Annotated in this window: 14 protein-coding genes; 3 read left to right on the top strand and 11 right to left on the bottom strand. The window is 47.1% G+C overall.

What is annotated here, in order from left to right; genetic code table 11:
* On the top strand, nt 1-111 hold a 111-nt coding region (locus ACFS7Z_RS11920), incomplete at its 5' end, for an integrase core domain-containing protein (protein WP_377484770.1).
* A gap of 203 nt (nt 112-314) precedes the next feature.
* Here the strand turns inward: ACFS7Z_RS11920 and ACFS7Z_RS11915 are convergent.
* The gene (locus ACFS7Z_RS11915) at nt 315-1,133 is read right to left on the bottom strand and encodes a LuxR C-terminal-related transcriptional regulator (protein ID WP_377484760.1); all 819 of its coding nucleotides are present in this window, start codon (nt 1,131-1,133) and stop codon (nt 315-317) included.
* A gap of 1,219 nt (nt 1,134-2,352) precedes the next feature.
* Between ACFS7Z_RS11915 and ACFS7Z_RS11910 the strand changes: the two genes are divergently transcribed.
* The gene (locus tag ACFS7Z_RS11910) at nt 2,353-3,477 is read left to right on the top strand and encodes an MBL fold metallo-hydrolase (RefSeq protein WP_377484758.1); all 1,125 of its coding nucleotides are present in this window, start codon (nt 2,353-2,355) and stop codon (nt 3,475-3,477) included.
* Nucleotides 3,478-3,723: 246 nt separating this feature from the next.
* Here the strand turns inward: ACFS7Z_RS11910 and ACFS7Z_RS11905 are convergent, their stop codons facing one another.
* From ACFS7Z_RS11905 to ACFS7Z_RS11880, 6 genes are all read right to left on the bottom strand, one after another.
* On the bottom strand, nt 3,724-4,551 hold the full coding sequence (locus ACFS7Z_RS11905) for a hypothetical protein (protein WP_377484756.1): 828 nt from the start codon (nt 4,549-4,551) through the stop codon (nt 3,724-3,726).
* On the bottom strand, nt 4,548-4,724 hold the full coding sequence (locus ACFS7Z_RS11900; protein ID WP_377484754.1) for a hypothetical protein: 177 nt from the start codon (nt 4,722-4,724) through the stop codon (nt 4,548-4,550). Before ACFS7Z_RS11900 ends, ACFS7Z_RS11905 begins: the two co-directional genes overlap by 4 nt.
* Nucleotides 4,724-5,809, bottom strand: a complete 1,086-nt coding sequence (locus ACFS7Z_RS11895; protein ID WP_377484752.1) for a toxic anion resistance protein — start codon at nt 5,807-5,809, stop codon at nt 4,724-4,726. The genes ACFS7Z_RS11900 and ACFS7Z_RS11895 overlap by 1 nt, the downstream gene beginning before the upstream one ends.
* A gap of 5 nt (nt 5,810-5,814) precedes the next feature.
* Nucleotides 5,815-6,255 (bottom strand): hypothetical protein, encoded by a 441-nt coding sequence (locus ACFS7Z_RS11890; protein ID WP_377484750.1) that lies wholly within the window; start codon nt 6,253-6,255, stop codon nt 5,815-5,817.
* 829 nt (nt 6,256-7,084) lie between these two features.
* The gene (locus ACFS7Z_RS11885; protein ID WP_377484748.1) at nt 7,085-7,747 is read right to left on the bottom strand and encodes a porin family protein; all 663 of its coding nucleotides are present in this window, start codon (nt 7,745-7,747) and stop codon (nt 7,085-7,087) included.
* A gap of 320 nt (nt 7,748-8,067) precedes the next feature.
* The gene (locus ACFS7Z_RS11880; RefSeq protein WP_377484746.1) at nt 8,068-8,904 is read right to left on the bottom strand and encodes a hypothetical protein; all 837 of its coding nucleotides are present in this window, start codon (nt 8,902-8,904) and stop codon (nt 8,068-8,070) included.
* Nucleotides 8,905-9,252: 348 nt separating this feature from the next.
* On the opposite strand from ACFS7Z_RS11880, the gene ACFS7Z_RS11875 reads away from it, so the two are divergent.
* Nucleotides 9,253-9,474, top strand: a complete 222-nt coding sequence (locus ACFS7Z_RS11875) for a hypothetical protein (RefSeq protein WP_377484744.1) — start codon at nt 9,253-9,255, stop codon at nt 9,472-9,474.
* A gap of 341 nt (nt 9,475-9,815) precedes the next feature.
* Here ACFS7Z_RS11875 and ACFS7Z_RS11870 read toward each other — a convergent pair whose 3' ends face one another.
* From ACFS7Z_RS11870 to parS, 4 genes are all read right to left on the bottom strand, one after another.
* Nucleotides 9,816-10,991, bottom strand: a complete 1,176-nt coding sequence (locus ACFS7Z_RS11870) for a serine hydrolase domain-containing protein (RefSeq protein ID WP_377484742.1) — start codon at nt 10,989-10,991, stop codon at nt 9,816-9,818.
* 346 nt (nt 10,992-11,337) lie between these two features.
* On the bottom strand, nt 11,338-12,222 hold the full coding sequence (locus ACFS7Z_RS11865; RefSeq protein ID WP_377484740.1) for a Rieske 2Fe-2S domain-containing protein: 885 nt from the start codon (nt 12,220-12,222) through the stop codon (nt 11,338-11,340).
* Nucleotides 12,223-12,402: 180 nt separating this feature from the next.
* On the bottom strand, nt 12,403-12,864 hold the full coding sequence (locus ACFS7Z_RS11860; protein WP_377484738.1) for an RES family NAD+ phosphorylase: 462 nt from the start codon (nt 12,862-12,864) through the stop codon (nt 12,403-12,405).
* A complete protein-coding gene (gene parS, locus ACFS7Z_RS11855; RefSeq protein WP_377484736.1) occupies nt 12,865-13,317 on the bottom strand; it encodes a type II RES/Xre toxin-antitoxin system antitoxin in 453 nt (150 codons plus the stop codon). It lies immediately after the preceding gene.
* Nucleotides 13,318-13,487: the final 170 nt, after the last annotated feature.

The following is a 13,487-nucleotide window of genomic DNA, read 5'->3' as shown; positions in this document are numbered from 1 at the left end:
CAGGAGTATAACCAATTCCGGCCCCATAGCTCATTGGGCGACAAGACGCCGGAAGAGTGGGTGGAATGTAATATAGTAGAACCCGAATTCTCTACTTTTCACATGTCCTAAAAATGGGAGGAGCTCAGCACAGGCAGCGGCTGTAAATATTAGAACTGGTTATGTAAAACAGCCTCATGGCTTTCCTGCTCTAAACCTACCCTCTTTATCAAAAGAGCAGCTGTACCATCCGGATTACTTCTGTACATACCAATCCCGTTGAAAGAGATATAATGTTTTAAGCCGCTGCTTTCAATACTGATTTTTCAGTATTGTCAGATTAACCCATGAGAAATCACAAATTGCACCAGCCCGCCCGTGTTTTTGGTTTTTGTCTTCTCCATTATCTTTTGTCGGTGTGTGTTCACTGTATGAAAGCTAATAAAGAGCTTATCGGCAATGATCTTACTGCTGTAGCCTTCGGCCATCAACTTTACTATTTCCAGTTCACGCTTGCTCAGGCTGCTTGGTGTATGGCAGGGTTCATTGCCTTCCGTAGAAAAGAACAGGCAAGTATCCTTTGCGTTCGAAACAATAGAAGCTAGCTGTTGCTCACTTTTCTTCCAATGAGAAATATCAGAGTATACGGCCATTATATGCGTGATATTGCCTCTGTTGTCTGACTGCAGTACAGAATTCTGTGCGAACACCCTCACTTCCTTTCCACACGGTTTGATGATGCGGTAATCGTAGTTAAACTTAAACTGAACCTGATCGGCTGCAGGCAGGGTGAGTATAAACTCCCAAATCGTTCTTCTTAGCTTCCAGGTATTTTGCAGGTCGTCCGGGTGCACAACCGTGTTGTAGAAGGCAAGCCCCCCCTGTACAAAGCGGCAGCTGGCGTACCCCAGAATGGCTTCTACATTGCTACTGATAAAATCAAACTGCTGCGTGCGCAGGTCCAGTATGGAGGTGACACAGGGCGATTGATTCAGAATAGCTAGGAACTCCGGATGATGGAGCAGACTTTGGCTGTAATTTGTAGAAACTGGGCCGTAGCATTGATTTTGCCAAACCTTTACTAAAGCTTCATAATCCCCCGGGAAGTTGTCTTTTGTAACCTGTTCTAGTGTTATGTCAGACTTTAGCTGCACAAAAAGCGGGTATCACTTCTCTTATAAACGATATAACATCAACTCGCAGAACCATTACGATGTGGTTTAGAGGTAGTGCAATCAGCTGTCTGTAAATGGACTTACGCTGCATTTAAAAACACAGGAGTGTACAGCAGGGAGTATGCTTCCATTGCTCCATATCTCAGAGCATCCCTGTTTGTTATCATGTGAATCAGTCCGAACTTTTGGCTGACCGGATTAACATTTAGCCTTTTAAGCTAAACCTATCTGGTATAGTAAATAAATAGCGAGGCGTGGCAGATAAAGGAAGAAGGGTAACTTCCATTTATAAGGGGTATAGTTTTACCGGGAGTAGTACATTAGATAAGCTTGTTCTGCATGAACCCATGTATAAGATAGCCTCATAGCACCAGGAAAAACAGAATAAACAAAGGTTTAACAAACCAGTAGACAAAAGCGCTAACGGGCATTACGCTTAATCTTCCAGCAAAGCTGGAAAGGAATAGTCAGAAGCAGAAATATTTTCTATTTAAATATATAAGTCATGAAACGGATTGCCTTTTGTATTGTTTAACTTTTCCTTTGATAATTTCAATGTGAATACATGAAGTATAAATCAATTAGTATAACAATACTAAAAATGAGTATTATACCAATAAAACCAAAGGAATAAATCAAGGTCTAAGTAACATGCCCTTTAAGTGCCAAATTAATAAACTCCTATATCCTCTCATCGAAAACAAGCACATAATTAGTACTTTTTAAACTTATTCTTAAATAATAAAGGCGTAAAAGTAACATATTATAAAAGCCTAAGCTTCACTTTATACATCGCTATGTTACATGAAAGGCAAGTGGTACATCCCCTTTGCTACCTCCTTGCATGCAGCCGCTCATAATGTGTAGGCAAATCATTCACCGTGCTTTACCTTTTCTTTCCGAACTCATGTTAATTAGAGCACTAACATGCAGCTATGAGAAGCATATCCACGCAAAAGTATAAGTGGCATTATACTTTCTGCAGCTTCTTTAAATACCTGTTCTTGTTACCTAAATCATGATGGCAAGGAGAATATTTTTGTTAGAAGAAAGAAACAAAGCACTTCCGCTCCTGTTGAGTACTTTCAGCCTTAAATGCTGTACATTCCGAAATGTATAAAGCGATAGAGAAACAGGTAACTTTGAGAACGATAACGCCTTGGCAAGGGCACTTTAGCAGAGACATAAATAAAACGCAATGAAGAAAAGTATAAAAGTCGCTTGCTATTTACTCGGATTTTTCATTTTACTGGCAACGGTGGCTGGTTGTTCGCTGCAGAAATTCTCACCCCAATTTGGCGCTGAATCAAAAGGAGAACGCCTGAAGGTAATCCAGCAGTCTCCTAATTATTTTGAAGGTGAGTTTCAGAACCCGGTAGAAACCAACATGGATATTGGCTTTAGAGGCTATGTAAAGCTGATTTCGATGAGGCTATTTGGAGAAAGCACTGATCAGCAGCCGGATTATAAACTGCCTGTTCAGAACATAGGAATAAACCAGTTAAATGGTTTGCAGGATACCGCGACTATCATCACCTGGCTGGGGCATTCTGCTTTCCTGATAGAAATAGATGGCAAACGTTTGCTTCTGGACCCGATGATGGGCGACATCGCCTCCCCTCTCAGCTTCCTGGGCCCCAGGCGCTTTTCTGAACTGCCTGTCTCCATCGAGGCTTTACCCCGGATTGATGCTGTACTGATTTCGCATGATCATTATGACCATCTCGACTATGGTTCTATTCAGAAGCTTTCTGAGAAAACAGGGCATTTTTTTGTGGCCCTGGGCGTTGGCGCGCACCTGGAGCGATGGGGTGTGCCTGCAGATAAAATCACGGAGATGGACTGGTGGCAGGAGGCCTCCTATAGCGGATTAACTTTTGCTTCTACCCCATCCCGCCACTTCTCTGGCCGCGGACTGTCTGACAGAATGAAAACGCTATGGACGTCTTGGGTTATCCTGGGCCGCGAAGACCGCATCTTCTTCAGCGGTGACTCCGGTTATTTCAATGGCTTTGAGAAGATCGGGAAAAAGTACGGCCCATTTGACATTACATTAATGGAGTGCGGCCAGTACAATGAGCTCTGGCGCAACATCCACATGATGCCGGAGCAAACTGTGCAGGCGCACATCGACCTGAAAGGAAAACTGCTGATGCCCATCCACTGGGGAGCCTTCACCCTCGCCATGCACAGCTGGACAGATCCAATTGAACGTGCCACTAAAAAAGCAGCTGAACTCGATGTGCCGGTTACAACGCCACGCATCGGCGAGCCTGTAATTCTACATCAAAGTGTGCCGAAAAAGGAATGGTGGCGGGAGTAATAAGTTGGTGGCTTCTATTATAGAATAGATTTTTCCATTCTGCTATTGGGGTATCAGGTAAGATTCCCCCTCTTTTTAGGTGACTCAACTTGCGCTACAAGAAATTCTTTCCCTGAAGAGAATGTGGCAGAACGAAACATCACTGCTTTTTGAGACTAATCTTCATTACTTGGCTTATTTAAAAACTCTTGGCTTATCTAAATAACCTTTTCTCAGCTTAAGTCTCCAGATGCTCTAACCCAAGTCTCACCTACTCTTCCTATAGGTCCTTACGGGAAAGAGGCGGCAATCTTCCAGGGTGAGGGCGTAGGGGGAGCCGTTCCAGTGGATGACGGGGACCATTTCGGCTGGCGGGGAGCTGTTGTGGGTGGGAATGTAAAGCAGGGCGTTGCCAACATAAGCAATCTGGTCGATGCCGAGCCGCTCTGAAACATAGTCGATAAAGTCTTCTTTCTCTTCCGGTGTGGAGGTAAAGCCTATTTCGTGCGTGACCAGGCCACCGGAGATGGTTTCTTTGAGGTAGACAATTTTGGAGTAGGTGTTTATGGATATCTGGGGTACTGCAAGCCCTGGCACCGGTGTTTTAGACTCAACAAAATCTGCATGGGCCCTATCGCTGGTTTCACGGTTTGCCTGTAGCGCAGCCTTCACTTCTTTCCTGTCTTTGGGGAAAGCAGCGGACGCTATTTTACGTATGGCTCCATCTGCTCTGGCGGCTGCCCTACGGAAAGCAGCTGCCTTGGCGTGCTGCTGCTGGTGCGCATCCATGATCACATGAAAGGTGTTCAGGAAATGGTCGGTGTGCTGCAGGTGGAACAACTCGAGCTCATGCACTCTTTTCCGGCCGACCAGGTAGCTGTGGATCTCCTTCGTCTTGTGGTAAACAGTCTCTATCTTTTCCGCGTGCAGTGTGCCACTGTACCGGTTATGCAGCTCCTGAAGTGCCGTCAGCCGCTTGTTAGAATCTTTTATATAGTGAACGTCTTTTACATCTATCCCTTCCGTGCTCCCGACTACCGTTCTTTCGCCGGCTGCGCCATTCAGCCCGAAAAGGGAACGCAAAAAATTCATCATGGACTAAGTATCTTTTTTAGATGCTGCGTTTCTATCTCAACCTGTATCGCATCTGTCGCCTGCAGCTCCATATAATACCCGTCGAGATTCTGGATATAGAGATCGAGGAGCTCCTCCTGCTCCTCTGTCAGGATGCGGCTGGAGGTCTTATGCTGCTCTTTTTCTGTTGCCATTATTCGGTTTCAATTTTCTTTGATTTGCCGAAGGTGCCAATGATCTTGCTATTCAGCTCTTCCTGTACCGCGGCGAGCTCTTTCACGGCATCTGCCCGCTTCTTGCTACCCTCTTCCGATATTTTCAGCACGGCGTCCAGCGTCTCCACCATGTCTTTGTTTACTTTTTTCAGCGTGTCCACGTCTACAATGCCGCGCTCATTTTCCTGTGCAGCGTTCACCACATTGGTCTTCAGCAGCTGCGAGTTTTTCAGCAGCATCTCGTTGGTGGTATCGGTGACTCTTTTCTGTATTTCCAGTGCCTTCCGCTGCTTTTCCAGCCCCAGGGCAATGGCCACCTGCTGGCGCCATACAGGGATTACCGTCACAATAGAGTTCTGTATCTTCTGCGCCAGCACATCGTTTGTTGTCTGGATCATCCGGATCTGTGGCATCGATTGGGTGGCGATGGTATGAGACAGCGTCAGGTCGTGCACTTTCTTCTCGAGGCGGTCTTTGAAGGCGATCATATCGCTGAGACGCTGCACAATAAGCTCATCGTTGTTGCTGGCCTCCGCCTCTGATTGCAGCTTCGGAATATCCTCGTTCTCCAGCTGCTCTATCTTCATTTTACCGGCAGCAATCACCGCCCGCACCTCGTGTATGTACTCTACTGCCTGATTGAACATCACCTCCAGGCTGGTGGAGTCTTTCATGATGCTCTGCCGCGTTTTCTCCAGCTTTACTACCACATCATCCACGTTCTCGGCAATGCTGTTGTACTGGCTGGCCAGGCGTTGCGACCTGTCTTTTATTTTATTTACAAAAGGAAGGCGCGAAAACAGGCCCTTCTTCTCCTCTTCGTCAATCTTGATCATGTTTACCTGTGCCAGCAGCTCATTGATCGCGGTGCCAGCGTCACCAGAGTCTTTTGCCTTTACTTTTGTCAGCAGCTCGTTGGAGTAGTAGCCTAGCTTGCGCTGCGTCTCCACGCCAAAGTTGGTAAGGGAATCCGGCTTGTTGACATCGATGGTCTTGGCGATTTCAGTAGCTCTTTGCTTTTGCTGTTCTTTGCTTTCAGCAGGCGTCAGGTTTGTGTTTTCCATGGTTTTTATGCTTCGGGTTGGTGTTTGCGTAGGTTATCCAAAGTGCTCAGGTGCCTTTTTATCTGCTCGTGGCGCTCAGACGTTTCATACCACTCAATTTCGTTTAAAGGCAGGTAATCTCCTAATAATTCGCGCACCTCTTTCAATAAGGCCTCCCCTTTCCGTGTTCTGAACTCCGGGTTTTTATAGTACGCCTCCAGGTACTCCACTTTTACCTGCCCGCCACTGGTTACAGCCAGTTCCTTCACTTCTATCACGAGCTCCGAGGTTTTATTCTGCTCCGTCACGATGGTGCGGTATACGCCTTTGTTGCCCTGTTCCAGCACCGCCTGACAGGTTTCGCGGGCGATTTTGATGGCTTTCTGCAGCTTGTGATTAGGTTTTACATAATGGCCGATCACATACCCAAGCAGTGCCGCCACAACGAATGTCCAGAATACTAACATAGGTAATGGTAAGGTTTAGATTTTATTTTTTATACGAGGAACGATGTCATCCCGCCGAAGGCTGCTGGCAATAGTATGATTCGTGTCGTGAAGTTAGCTTATACTCTAAACGATGAATACTCAGTTTTCATATGCTGTTCTTTTCTATACTCTGTTCTTTCTAGACTCTATATTCTATTCCTGTCTAAGCTCGCGTAGCAGCTGTTCATCCAGCGACTCATGGATGGCTTTTTCCATATTTTCTGTCTTTGCGCTCCACTCCCGCGAGGGCGCGTTTTCCCGTTCAGCGCTGTGTAGCTGAACCTGCCGGGGGTAGGGGCCCTCTATAGCTCTGCTCGGGCTGCCTCACTTCGTTCAGCACCGGAACATCTACAAGGCGCTTCACAGAAAAACCGGAATCGTTTTTCCTTCGAGCTGGCAGAAATCATATGAGCAACTTTTTAGAAACCACTGCTCCCTATGAAAAGAGCTTTTAACATATTTAAAAAACAGACTCCCCGCCTTGGACAAGGAGGGGTTGGGGTGGTTTGACCCGGGAAAGCAGATACATTAATCTTCATAAGGACAGCTGTCCAGATGTTTAGTTGTTGGTGAAAACACACAAAACGGTACGTACTAGAGTCAGGAAGAAAGCAGCAAGGGCTAAGGGTGGTTTGACTTGCCAGGTAGAAAACATAAATAACATCGTTTGACGAGCACTTACAGAGAATAACTTAAAGAGCCTTTTGCTGATGAATAAAATGACGAGCTCAACCATCATAACTACATAAAAAAGCCAGCCCTGCCGGAAGGGCAAGGCTGGCTGGTTTAATAGGCCTGAATCTTTAGGTTAGTTGCCGAAGCGAACGCCAAGTGTCAGCATGAATACAGAGTGACGGGCATTGGACAGATCACCTTCCATGTACTCCGCATCCTTTACAAAGTCGGTGAAGGCACCATTGTAACGCACGCCCAGGCTGATGCCGTTATTCGCCGCAAAACCAATACCGGCGGCATAACCTACCTCAAACTGAGATAAGCCATCTTTGCTCTTCTCTGACTCGGTACTCGCGATAAGGTTATCATTGCCATCGTACAGCTTGGTCTCGTTGTTCACGTTCAGCAGGTAGCTCAGCTGCGGTCCCATCTCGAAGTACAGCGGACCAGCGTTTATTTTAGCAAGTACAGGTAAATCGAGGTAGTTGTAGCTCACGTTTCCTTCTCTTCTTCTTTTCTGCAACAGCAGGTTGGTGTATTCCTGACCACTGCTCTTAAAGCCTTTTCTGGAGTAAAGGAGCTCCGGCTGAAGCGACACGAAGTCCTCCACGAGCGGGAAATTTAACGTAAGACCCCCATGGAAAGACACTTTGTTCTCAAACATATTCTCATCATTCACGTCTCCGGAAAGAGTTGAAAGATTAGCTCCTCCTCTTACGCCGAATGTGGCCTGCGCCTGCGCTGCTGAAAAAGTGCCAAACATAAGGGCGGCTGCAAATAATAGTTTCTTTATCATAATCGTATTTGTGTTAGTTTTGATGTTAATCGGCCTATATACGGGCGAAGGTAGATAACTGGTTGAATAAAATTGCATCTATTTTCATAAATATCCACCTTGCCATGTTATATCCTATTTATTATCAGCAGATTATAGGATTATTTTTTGTGCTGGCTCCAAGCACCTGCCTTCACCACCTCAAAACCACCTGTTCAGTCAGCGTCGCCTTCCCCGGAATCCTGGAAAAGAAACAGCCGCTTCACCTGGAAGGTAAAACGGCTGTGTGTATTTTTAAATCCAGTCTCTTCTCCTGTTGCAGCGGAAGAAGCAGGATTTAACTACTGATAAATATAGGCCTCGGTAAAAGGCGGCAGATGAGGATGCTCCTCCAGACGCAGTGTCCGGTCTTTTGGCATCCCGGATGCGTGGTAAGTATAGGTATACCGTTCCTTGTGCTCTCCAGGGGCTCTGAAGCCGGGGTTGTTTTGGTAGAGCTTTACCCCCGGAAGGTAAAAGAACATGTTCGCGTAAGGCACCGGATTTGGTTTGTCATCATAATCGCCCCACTTTATAGTAGATGGACCGCGCATATCATCCGGGCTGTTTGTGGGTGACCAGGTGATGACAAGATCCGTCATGTTATCCTGGGCATCGTAGAAATACTCTTTTATACTGAGGTGGCCCTGCTCAGAATCCAAATAGGTGACGGTTGTTTCTTTCACCAGCCTGTCTTCATCGTACTCAAAAGCAAACCGGAAAGTCACCTTATTGTCGGGAGTATACTGAACAGCCTCCACCACCTTGTCTCCTTCATAAGTATACAGCAGGTGGTTCCCGTTTCTGTAGGTGAGCTTTACGGGCTTGTCGTTTTCATATTCCACCACATACCCAATGTCATTCTGGCTGGAGGAACTCAGTTCCACCAGCCGGTTCTGCGCATCGTACCGGTAGACCTGCGTGTCGAACTGCTTTACCAGACTGCCTTGCGTTACAGGCGGCAGCGGCGTGTTATTCGTCGGCGGGTTGGTAGGGTTGGCAGGAGGTGTTCCTGTTGTTGGAGTGCCGGGAGTAACCGGCACAATGTTCTCCTTATCGCAGGAAGAGAAAAACAAGGTAGACAAGCTGAGTCCTGCCATCAGCACGAGTTGATTTAATTTCATGCGCGTAATTTTCATAGTTTTATTATCGACAGTTTCATTTTGATGGTAAGACCGGGCCATCAGCAGAAGCGTTGCCTGATGAATAAAAAATTTTAAAGTCTTTATTCTGCAAGGTGAGCTGCTCCGGAAGTACAGGAGTTGTTCCTGTTGGGGCTGCCCCTCAGTCAAAGAATAGCCGGTATTTTTGTGTACAGGCTGCACCACCCTCTCACGTGCTTGTTTTGTACATTTTACATGTAGCAAAAATTCTAATGGAAGATTTTAAACCTTTTTTCTTCTTATACACGTATTAAAGCCATCCTGATACCGGGAACAAAATTACAGGTATAGGATTAAATAAAGACTGAACTTAATTGTAAAGCCATGAAAAAGATATTTTATTCAGGTGCCCTCGTGCTGGCAACAATAAGCATGATGGCCTGTGAGCGTACCGAAAATACAACTGCTTCTGAACAGGAAGGCGTTGTAGTGGACCGCGATTCTGTGGCTACTGAATATGAAGTGACAGAAACAGTGGTGGAGTACGACACCACCAAGCAAACAAGAACCGTGACGGTTCAGGAGGAGGAAGAGAATAAAGATTGAATATATGTAAAACCTAATTAGGCGCTAAACCCTGCGCATTTTTAGATAAGAAAGCCGACTGTTATACTGACAGCCGGCTTTCTTTTTTGCACCCAACACCGTGACACGACCTGCAGCAGATTATACACCAGTTCTTTGTTAATACTTCAGTTCACAAGAAGCAGTTAACAAGCCGTTGTACTGGTTCTTTTTCTGGCAGCATCAACTATCCTTCCCTACTGACCAGGCGCGGGAGCAACAGGATGCAGCGTATTATACAGCATGCTCCTGGATAGCAGCCATACTCGCAAGCGGTTCTCCGCACAACCCCTGATTTTCTCCTTACCTGTTTTCAATCCTCTTTATTTCTTATCGTAGGGGATATAGTTCTCCCAGTACCAGGGCGTAAAAGTGTCGCCGATGGCGGTCTCAAGCAAGTATTGGAAGATGCTTTCGGCGTTGTCGCTGTTGCTGAGGATGATGATGCCGGTGCCCTGCTCCGGAAAGATAATGGCATAATGCTGGAAACCGTCACCGTGCCCTTCTTTGAAAGCGCCCGTGCCGTAGGGCGACTGCAGCAGCCCCCAACCTAAGCCATAGCTAAGGTTGATGGCGTCATTGGCGGTGGTGTCGCGCGCACTCAATGGACCGAACTTCTGGACCGACCGTATCCTGATTTGGAGGCTGAAAATTTCCTGTGTGGAGGATGGGCTTAGCAGTTTGTGTTGTAGCACTGCCTCCGTAAATAGCGTATAGTCGTCGAGGGTAGTTTCGAGGGTGCTGCCCGACCGGGCCTCGTTGTCCTTGTCTTTCTCATAAAGCTCCCCCTTTGCATTGTGCCCCACCACATAATCTTTCTCAAAGCGCGGCTGCCAAGTATACGACGTTTGCTTCATACCCAGTGGACCAAAAACCTTTTCCTGCGCCAGCTCCTCCAGTCCTTTGCCCATCATATATTCCAGCACCACCTGCAGGTACACCATCCCCTCTCCCGAATAAAGATACTTTGTGCCGGGGGTATGCTTTACCTTCAATTTCTGGTCTTCCTCATACCACCTCCAGTTAGGGAATCCGGTGGTGTGCGCCAGGCACATCCGGGCGGTGATGGCTTTGTATAGCGGGGCGTGCTCCAGGTCGCGGAAGTCGTCGTGCCATTTTTTGGTGGGGACATAGGCATAGATGGGTTTGGGCAAATAGTCCTGCAGGGGGGTATCCAGGTCCAGCACCCCTTCTTCCACCAGCTTCATCACGAGCACCGCAAAAACCGCCTTGCTCAGCGAAGCGCCATAAAAGTTGGTGCTGGTCTTTATTGGCTCCTTCGTGTCGAGGCGCTTATAGCCAAAGGTCTTGTTATATACCGGCTCCTTGTTATTGAAGACAGTGATGGCCAAGCCATGTACGTCAGCAGCGTTCACCAGCGCCTGTATCTTCTGGTCTAAAGCAGCAGCGGTTATTTTGCTGCCATCGAGCCTGGTAATGGCCTGGGCCTGGGTGGTGAGGGGTAGAACAGCCAGGAGAAGGAAGCACAGATTTTTCATCTTAGCAGGGAATGAAGTAGCTGGCATACCTAAACTTACATCATACACTTCTGCAATGCAAAGATTAGCAGGCATTTACCTGGGACCTCGCAGCGTGCGCAGCTCCTGCGAGTGCCTGAAATCGGACTATACTCCTTTTCATAGCCAAGCTTGTTGTACGGACAGGCTGTGACCCAATGCCGTTAACTTATTGCATCGTTGCCGTTGTTGTGTGTTTTCACCAACAACTTTCTTGCTGTTCATAAGACATAGCAAGGGCGAAAGTAGATCCTATTGGCAAGTATTTTTCTTGAGTTGACGGCATTGTACTGTGACCAGTCCGCAAAATCATTCACCCTAGCTATATTTATTTTTCGGGAGTCCGAACTTCTATCTGACCATCTCTTACCCGTACTTCAAACCGGGGCTGCGGCTCTGTTGCCGGATCATGTACCACGCTGCCGTCTTCCAAAGAAAATACGGAACCATGCCACGGACACCGCACGTGGCCACCATCCAGCAGATCTCCTTCTGAGAGTGGGCCGCCCAGGTGGGAACATGTATGTGCCAGGGCAAATATCTCCCCGTTCTTTCGGGCAAGTAGCACGGGAGCTTCACCGGCCTTGACACAGCGCATGGAATTGTCGGCTAGCTCCTTTTCCGGTAAAACGGAGACAAAGTCTTCCGGATATTCAACAGCCGTAGCCGTGTGGTCTACACCTACCTGCTTGCCGAATACAAGATGCCCTCCCAGGTAAGCACCGAAACTCACCACCCCATAGCCAATCATCGACAGGCCGATGGCAGTGCCGCGGGTCTTTTTGCGCCGGCGGAGCAACAGCGATGTGACGTAAAGAGCGGCCGCACCTGCATTCAGCATGCCATGCATCATCCCGATTTTCCGCCTTTCCTTGGTTGTGCCGGTCCAGTCGGTGAGTCCTGTTATGGCCGCACCTACTGCTCCTACCAAACCAACTGCCACAGCGGCGTCGGCACCTGGTGCATACTTTTTCTTCCCCATGAGCTCCATGGTATCCAGCACGGCGGCCGTCGTCCAGGACCCAATGGGAACATCTGTTATAGCCGGGTGCAGGGGATGGCCGAGCCAGGTGCCGTGCAGCGCATCCTTAATTTGCTGACCAGCTTCACCGCCTGCTTCAAAAGCATTGATAACCGCAGGCTGTACAGCGTCTCCTGCCGTTTTAAGCCATTCCTGTTTTTCAATGGCATCGATAATGGTATTCTTCCCCATTTGCTTTATCTTATTATTGATTGCATTATAAAGCCATGAACGCAAACAGCGGCAGGATGTTTAGCCTGCTCTCTCCTAAGTTTCTGGGACAAACATATTCGATATAAAGGTAAATATATGTAAAGCTGAAATTGGTGCTCTAACGTCAAATAAGGCTAGGACCAACGAACAACAAGTTCTTTAGCCTGGCAAATCTGTTTTGATGCGCGGATCAAAGAAGAAGTCTTCTGTTGATTTTATCTTGATCCTTGAGAAGTCAGAGTGGCGGGTATTCAGGATGTAGTTAAACTCTTCTGGAATAATAGACGAAGGAACACGTAGCACGGGGGATGTGCTCTTCTGATACCATGCATGACCCAGCGGCTGGTACACAGGGTAGCTTTTTGTCTCCTGCCAGTTTGCAGGTAAGTCATCAGATGAAATAATTTCTATAAGTAAATCATCAGGGATATCGATAACAATTGTTTTGAAGTTGTCATGAAGGCCTTCGCCACTGCGGTGCACTACATTTTCTAAACAAGCCAACGCACGGCTTCCTGCTGTATAAATTACAAAGCTGCCCTTCATGTTCCAGCGGCCACGAATACCGGAAGCAAAAAGGTCTCCTGCATATTTCGCCAGGCAAATTCTGTAGACTTCCACTCAAGCTAAATCTCCGTAGGCAATCCGCTCTAGTTCTTCCATCACTAAATCAATGCCGCCGCTTGTTTCCAACAAGTCCAGTGGCACCTGACCATCCAGACCATACGCTGGTTTTTCAAGCCAGCGACGGAAAGCGTCTGCAGCACCAAATACTTCTTTTCCTTTCATTTGCAAGGCGAAAAGCTTCAGGGTTTGCTCACTGTTCGCTGGGTTCAGCTTTTTCTTGCTCTGCTTATAGCTCTGCAAGGTTTTAGTAGTAATATGTAAGATATCTGCCATCTGAGACAGGTGTAACAGCAGCCTGTCTGCCACTTCAAAAGCAACTTTGGCTAACACTCCTTCCCGTGCAGCCATAACCAAGGAAAAGGAATCCTGTACGACAGGCTCAAACCTGGTGAGTTCTGCACTCTCTACCTCTGGTGCACTTTTCTTTCGCCCTCTTAATGGTTTCATTTTATGCTGTGTGGTTGTCGTAGCCATATCATTTTTGTTATTATATCAATATAAGAAAATTTTCCTAATACAAAAGAAAATTTTCTATCTTTCTGCTTCTACGGTCTATTTCAATAAAATGAGATCGATAAAGTCTTTACGTTACTTACAAATGTCATCTGTTTAAGCAG

The sequence above is a fragment of the Pontibacter toksunensis genome, assembly GCF_042686245.1.
GTDB classification, from domain to species: domain Bacteria; phylum Bacteroidota; class Bacteroidia; order Cytophagales; family Hymenobacteraceae; genus Pontibacter; species Pontibacter toksunensis.
The sequence above is the reverse complement of the archived record's forward strand: the minus strand, read 5'-3'. Positions and strand labels throughout refer to the sequence as shown.

Coding starts and splice junctions, on each gene's coding strand:
- ACFS7Z_RS11900 (WP_377484754.1), bottom strand. CDS start 4,724: ATGGCAACAGAAAAAGAGCAGCATAAGACCTCCAGCCGCATCCTGACA.
- ACFS7Z_RS11865 (WP_377484740.1), bottom strand. CDS start 12,222: ATGGGGAAGAATACCATTATCGATGCCATTGAAAAACAGGAATGGCTT.
- ACFS7Z_RS11885 (WP_377484748.1), bottom strand. CDS start 7,747: ATGATAAAGAAACTATTATTTGCAGCCGCCCTTATGTTTGGCACTTTT.
- ACFS7Z_RS11910 (WP_377484758.1), top strand. CDS start 2,353: ATGAAGAAAAGTATAAAAGTCGCTTGCTATTTACTCGGATTTTTCATT.
- ACFS7Z_RS11870 (WP_377484742.1), bottom strand. CDS start 10,991: ATGAAAAATCTGTGCTTCCTTCTCCTGGCTGTTCTACCCCTCACCACC.
- ACFS7Z_RS11880 (WP_377484746.1), bottom strand. CDS start 8,904: ATGAAAATTACGCGCATGAAATTAAATCAACTCGTGCTGATGGCAGGA.
- parS (WP_377484736.1), bottom strand. CDS start 13,317: ATGAAACCATTAAGAGGGCGAAAGAAAAGTGCACCAGAGGTAGAGAGT.
- ACFS7Z_RS11890 (WP_377484750.1), bottom strand. CDS start 6,255: ATGTTAGTATTCTGGACATTCGTTGTGGCGGCACTGCTTGGGTATGTG.
- ACFS7Z_RS11895 (WP_377484752.1), bottom strand. CDS start 5,809: ATGGAAAACACAAACCTGACGCCTGCTGAAAGCAAAGAACAGCAAAAG.
- ACFS7Z_RS11905 (WP_377484756.1), bottom strand. CDS start 4,551: ATGATGAATTTTTTGCGTTCCCTTTTCGGGCTGAATGGCGCAGCCGGC.
- ACFS7Z_RS11875 (WP_377484744.1), top strand. CDS start 9,253: ATGAAAAAGATATTTTATTCAGGTGCCCTCGTGCTGGCAACAATAAGC.